The 6,263-nt window shown below is 43.0% G+C and carries 3 protein-coding genes; 2 read left to right on the forward strand and 1 reads right to left on the reverse strand.

Going from position 1 to position 6,263, the window contains the following annotated elements:
• Positions 1 to 2: 2 nt before the first annotated feature.
• Both pglZ and brxL read left to right on the forward strand, forming a co-directional pair.
• Positions 3 to 2,420, forward strand: a complete 2,418-nt coding sequence (gene pglZ, locus CIK92_RS12675) for a BREX-4 system phosphatase PglZ (RefSeq protein ID WP_094389317.1) — start codon at positions 3 to 5, stop codon at positions 2,418 to 2,420.
• A gap of 3 nt (positions 2,421 to 2,423) precedes the next feature.
• Positions 2,424 to 3,863, forward strand: a complete 1,440-nt coding sequence (gene brxL / locus CIK92_RS12680) for a BREX system Lon protease-like protein BrxL (RefSeq protein WP_022309957.1) — start codon at positions 2,424 to 2,426, stop codon at positions 3,861 to 3,863.
• Between the two features lie 257 nt (positions 3,864 to 4,120).
• Here brxL and CIK92_RS12685 read toward each other — a convergent pair whose 3' ends face one another.
• Complete coding sequence (locus CIK92_RS12685; protein ID WP_094389318.1) at positions 4,121 to 6,091, reverse strand: KUP/HAK/KT family potassium transporter; 1,971 nt, start codon at positions 6,089 to 6,091, stop codon at positions 4,121 to 4,123.
• Between the last annotated feature and the right edge of the window lie 172 nt (positions 6,092 to 6,263).

Below are 6,263 nucleotides of genomic sequence, written 5' to 3' on the forward strand. Positions count from 1 at the left end.
CTATGTATAAGGAGTTTGGTACATTGGAAGACCTCTGTCATGAAATAGAGGTCGACAAACATTGGACGGGAGCGGAGAGCAGTCTCCGCAACCGCTATCCAATACGTTTTGTATTGTTTGAGAATTTTGGCGACTTTGGCGATTTCGTGCAAGTGTGCCAAGACCATGACGTGTATGTGCAAAGCATAGAAAAATGGATGAAAGACGGACAGGACGACAAACTTATCACCTATTCGCAACTTGCCGCATTATTCGAGGCTTACATTAAAAGTCTGCCTGCAAACGATTTCGTCATCGCGCCATTTTCGGAGATAACAAGATTCTATGACAATGCACATTACGCTGAGTTTGATTCGTTGCTGAAGACAATACGTCTTATCCAATCACCGGAAGAAGCCCAACATGATCACCAGCGTATATACGTGCCTGTCATCGGTATGCAGAGCAAGGTGAGCAAATTCAAGGACGATCCAAATATCCACATATGGGAATACCGCTCTGGGACAGAGTATGACAACTATCACCTGATTCTTACGAAGGGAACAACATACGGTGTGAAAGGACTTGAAGAACATTATACGCTGTGTGAAGACCTACGCCATTGGATTGCCCTTTGGAAAAATGTGGGTGCCAAGATAAAGCCGCAGATTATTTGTACATCAAAGTGTATTTTCGCCAACAGTAATAATGCCCAGCCAGACAATGCCTTCAAGTATACGATTTGCAACAATGTGTTTGAATTCTTGACCAAAGGACTCCGTATTGATTTTGGCAAATTGAATGCAAGAGAAGAAGATATGCCGTATTGGGAAGAACTGGCTTCCAATATTGATGTGGCAGATTTTGATTTTGACGCTTTTGTCAATCAACGGTTCAATACATCAAGTTTGAATGAAGAGAATGCCTTTGTGCAGACATGGTTTGAATATAAGGATGAGTTTTCACGCTGGCTGCTGAAAACTTATTTTGTATGGAAAACAGAGGAATGCAATTATCTCATTAGGGTCTTGGAGAACGTTGCCTCTTTGGGCTCGTCAGATTTGTTCTCACAAATAGCTACCCAAATCTTTGAAGAGCCTCTTGACGAGACCAGTATTAGCCAACGTTTGTCTCTGCTTAGAGAAGCAAAAAGACAGCATGTGCAGATAACGAGTTTGGCAGAACAAAAGGTTAAGGCAAAGTTGTCGGCAATGGCTGCTGATCCAGAACGTGGACCATTGTTTGCGATGAAATATATGTCACCACTCACTTTGTCAGAACAATGTCTTATGACGGAATGGGTTGGTCACGGAAAGATAGAAAAGAACTATATAAAGACTCTTTTCCCTGAATTGTATGCCTATTTGTTGCCTTCAAGTGTGCAAACTGAGAAAGTCAACGGTTGGATAAATGAATATTTCCAGGAATATTGTCTTTCAAAAGTGGGGAATAGTCAAACAGAAAACCTGGCAAACAAGCTCAAGGAACTTAACGCCTCACAAGTCAGTTTTGAGACATGGCGCAATGGTTTCAAAACTGTAAAGACATTTATGCACAACAGGCAGGATATTGACATTTACTATTGGATAGACGGGCTTGGTGTAGATTGGATTCCATTCATAACACGAGTTATTGAAAAACATAAGGCAGATGGAGTGTTCTTGAATGAAATTTATGTCGCAGCTTCAGAATTGCCTACAGTCACTTCCGTAAACAAGACGAAGTTGGATGAGATGGCAGATGGCAAACTGGAGAAAATCGGAGATATTGACAAGTTTGCGCATACGCAGAAAAAATATCCTGCATACCTTATTGAGGAGTTTCGAATTGTAGAAGATTCCATTTCGAAAGTTCTCTCGCTGTACAATGGCAAGAAGATAGCATTTGTCTCTGATCATGGAGTCAGCTATATGGCACAGTTCGGAGCAGGACTTAACCTCGCAGGTGTGGAGACAGATCATGCTGGACGTTGTGGACATTGGCTTAAAGGGTCTGCTCCGGCAGACAATAACTACGTTGTTTTGGATGATGGCAAGACGCTGTGCTCATTGAATAACAACTCTCTTTCCGCCAAAACGCCAATTGGACAGGGTGCTCATGGAGGCACAACACCAGAAGAGGTACTTGTACCTATCATAATTGTTTCCAGTCAAAAAAATGCAAATGTATATTCTGCGAAATTGCAGTCAAACGAAATTGTGGCAAGTAGCCCCATAGTAAGATATACGATAAAGGGAATCAGCAGCATAGACACTCCATATGTAACATACAATGGTGTTGACTATGAGCTTCACAATATGGATGGAGATGTTTATGAGAGTGAACGATTGAATCTCGTCAGCACTTCAACCAGAATAATCCTACATATAGGAGAATTTAAGCAAACAGACAATCTGAGCATCAACACTGGTGTTCAGGAAAACGACTTATTCGGATTTTAAATTATGCAAGCAACTATCACACAAAAGATTCGGGAGCAGTTCTCCTCGATGGCTATATATAAAGACCCAGCATCAACCAACAGCTTGTTTGCCGGGCGAAACCTTCCGTCATTTGTAAAAGACTTTATTCTAAAGCGGTTTATCAATGCGGATGGAAATGTCAACCGTGCTGAGTTGACAAACTTCCTTGATATGGTCATACCGCAAAAGCAGACAGAGGTAAAAGACCGTTTGGCTTCTGGTGAGGAACTTACTTTGCTCACACGTTTCATCATCTACATAGACTTGGTGAAAGGTGTGCGCAGATTCGGAATCCCTGATCTTGGCATCAAAATAAATGAAGGACAAATACCTGAGTACGTTTACAAAAATCATCAAGGCGAGCTCGTGGATGGTGAGAAATGGGGAATTATAAAACTTTCTGTACTTCCTGATGAAGATGGAAAGAAAAATCATGTTGAGATGGTTGACTACAAACCATTCAAGCCTTACCGCAGTGTTGACATTGATTACTTGCGAAAAGCTCGTGCAGTTTTCTCTACGGAGGAGTGGATAGATGTGCTTTTGTCGTCTATGGAATATGAGGCGGATGGTTTTGAGACAATGACTCAGAAGATGGAGTTCTTGACACGTCTTCTAATCTTTATCGAGCCTCGCCTGAATGTTATAGAACTCGCTCCTAAAGGAACAGGCAAGTCATTCGTATTTGGAAACCTCTCAAAGTATGGATGGCTTGTGAGTGGCGGTAAGGTTACACGTGCCAAACTTTTTTATGACAAAGCCAAGCAGCAGAATGGCATCATCAAGAACCATGATTTCACTGCCTTTGATGAAATTCAGACCATCATTTTCCAAGAACCGGCAGAGATTCAGGCTGCTCTCAAATCATATTTAGAGTCTGGTAAAACAACGATAGACAACAATGAATTCAGTTCAGAGTGTGGGCTTATGATAATGGGCAATATACCTCTTAACGAGCAGCGCCGCCCCTTGAACTACCGATACTTTGATTCTTTGCCACAGTCATTCCGCGAATCTGCTTTACTTGACCGTTTCCATTGTTTTATTGAAGGTTGGCACTTGCCTCGTATCAACAAAGGCATTATTTACAAAGGGTGGACATTAAATGTAGAATACTTCTCTGAAATACTACATTCGCTTCGCACTCAAAATGTATATGGACTATTGTTTGACGAATTAGTGGGATGTGACAAAAATGCTGATACACGAGATTTCAATGCGGTTAAGCGTATAGCAGTTGCATACATGAAGCTATTGTTTCCTCATTGGACTCATGTTGCAGATGTAAACATTGATGATTTTGACACTTACTGCCTGCAACCAGCTATTCGTCGTCGGGGCATCATAAAGGAACAATGTCATTTCATTGATGTAGAATTTAAGACTGTTATGCCTAATTTTTGGATAAAGACAAATATGTAGAATAAAAACTGCTAAAGACCATATTTTTATAATAACAAATCAATATTTGTGGCAGACTTCATAAAACACCAGCTTTACATTATACCCTACAAATGAAGGAGACTATATACGACAATACCCCTAACATAGAGTGTAGCCAATCTTTAATTTTATAATTAATTGATTTACAACCATAAATGTACTAAGAACTATTGGGATTACCAACTTTTACAAAGACTTTCTTATCCCGAACTCAGGTTACAATCAGTCGGATTTGTTTATTCTTCTACAATTTGTGCAATTCGCCTGATGCTGCCAATGTGATGATTGATAATCAGCGGTACGCGTTCTACCACCACCATGGAAGTGTCAAGGCCCAATGCCTTTGGCTCGTCAATGCCTATCTTGCTGATAAGGGCGTAGATGGTCATCAGCAGGTTCTGCTGGCGGTTGACGGAACTCTCGGGATAATACACGCGGGGGGTGATGATGAAACGGAAATCGCCAGGAATACCGTTTTTGCGGAGTGAAGGATAGGTGCTGGTAAGGTCAACCTTCTTGCTATCCACAAGGTCTTCCACCACTTGTCTCAGATAGAGACTAACCCGAGGCTCAATGCGGAAACCTATGTGCATGGTCACGCTGTACAGTGTGTCGGGCACTAAGGTCTCGCAACTGTACTCCAGCGTATCAGGAGTATCTACAAACTCCATATTGATGAGCCAGTAATGGTCAGCGCGTTTAGGTTGCTTGTTGATGATGGAATATAGCAACTTGTCATCTACGGTACCTTGTTTTTCGGCATGGTTTACATAGACAAGGTTGGAAGCGTACTTGGGGATGTCTTCGTCGGCTTTGATGTCGGAGATAATCTGATAATAGTCGTCCAGTGGTTTGGTGCTAATGTACTGGCGTCGTATCTTCATGGCACGTACCCATACATACATCATCAGGAACAGGATTCCGCTAATGAGCATTGTACACCAGCCTCCTGCGAGAAACTTTGACAAATTGGCAGTTAAGAAGATGCCCTCGATGGTGCAGTATGTGCCAATAAACAATATCGTGAAAAGTCGCGCCATACCCTTGCTGTGCAGGTAGAAACCGAGCAACAATGTAGTCATCAGCATGGTGATAGTAATGGCGAGTCCGTAGGCAGCCTCCATGCGTGAGGAGTCGCGAAACAGCAAGATGATGAGGACCACACCGATGTACATGGCAAGGTTGATTACGGGGATATAAAGCTGCCCTTTTACATGTGTGGGATGCTTGATTCGCATACGGGGCCAGAAGTGCAGGTTCATGGCTTCGCTCAGGATGGAGAAGGTACCGCTGATGAGTGCCTGACTCGCAACGATAGCCGCACCAGTGGCCATAATGATGGCGAAGACAAGTATGTTTTGCGGCATGATGGCAAAGAACGGATTCACGGAGTAGGCTGTCTGCACATGATTCAGCACCCATGCTCCCTGTCCCAGATAGTTGAGAATGAGCATGGTCTTTACAAAGGCCCAACTGATGGCGATGTTCTTTCTGCCACAATGTCCCAAGTCGGAGTAAAGAGCTTCTGCACCGGTAGTACAGAGAAACACGGCACCCAGAATTAAAAACCATTGGGGAGATTTTGTCAACAGGATGACAGCATAATATGGGTTGAATGCCTTTAGTATCATAGGGAAGGTCGTGATACTGATGACGCCTATTATGCCCAACAGGAGAAACCATAGGAGCATGAAGACTCCGAAAGACTTGCCAATACTCTCGGTGCCAAACCGCTGCACAAAGAAGATGATGGTGATAATGGCAAGTGTAATGGGAGTGACAGGCAGATTCGGACTGATGCTTTCGAGTCCTTCAATGGCTGTAGTAACCGTAATGGCAGGGGTGATAATCCCATCTGCCAGTAAGGTACTTGCGCCAATGATAGCCAGTATATAAATCCACTTGCTCTTGAGGCGGCGCAGAAGAGCGTAGAGGGCGAGAATGCCTCCTTCGCCATTGTTGTCGGCACGCAGAGCCACACATACGTATTTGATGGAGGTCTGTAGGGTGAGTGTCCAAATGATACAGGACAATGCACCCAAGATAGTGCTTTCGTTGATGGTTTCGCCTGTATGGAGTATGGCCTTCATCACATATAGGGGTGATGTTCCGATGTCTCCAAACACGATGCCTATTGTGACGAGCAATCCCAAGAAGCCTACTTTATTATGGTTGCAGACAACTGGATGTCCTGAACAATCTTTCATCTTTCCTTCTCTTTATTAAGTGTTATCCTTCAGATTATAAAACAGCCTAAAATCCGCAACTATCATCCAATACACGATTAAGGGTAGATTTATGAGTCGTTAGTAGCAGCTTTCAGTAAAAAGCAACAGCACAACATCAATATGTAGCCACCATCCCCTTACCCCACGATGC

Source organism: Prevotella sp. P4-67 (assembly GCF_002251325.1).
Lineage (GTDB): Bacteria > Bacteroidota > Bacteroidia > Bacteroidales > Bacteroidaceae > Prevotella.

Coding starts and splice junctions, on each gene's coding strand:
- brxL (WP_022309957.1), top strand. CDS start 2,424: ATGCAAGCAACTATCACACAAAAGATTCGGGAGCAGTTCTCCTCGATG.
- CIK92_RS12685 (WP_094389318.1), bottom strand. CDS start 6,091: ATGAAAGATTGTTCAGGACATCCAGTTGTCTGCAACCATAATAAAGTA.
- pglZ (WP_094389317.1), top strand. CDS start 3: ATGTATAAGGAGTTTGGTACATTGGAAGACCTCTGTCATGAAATAGAG.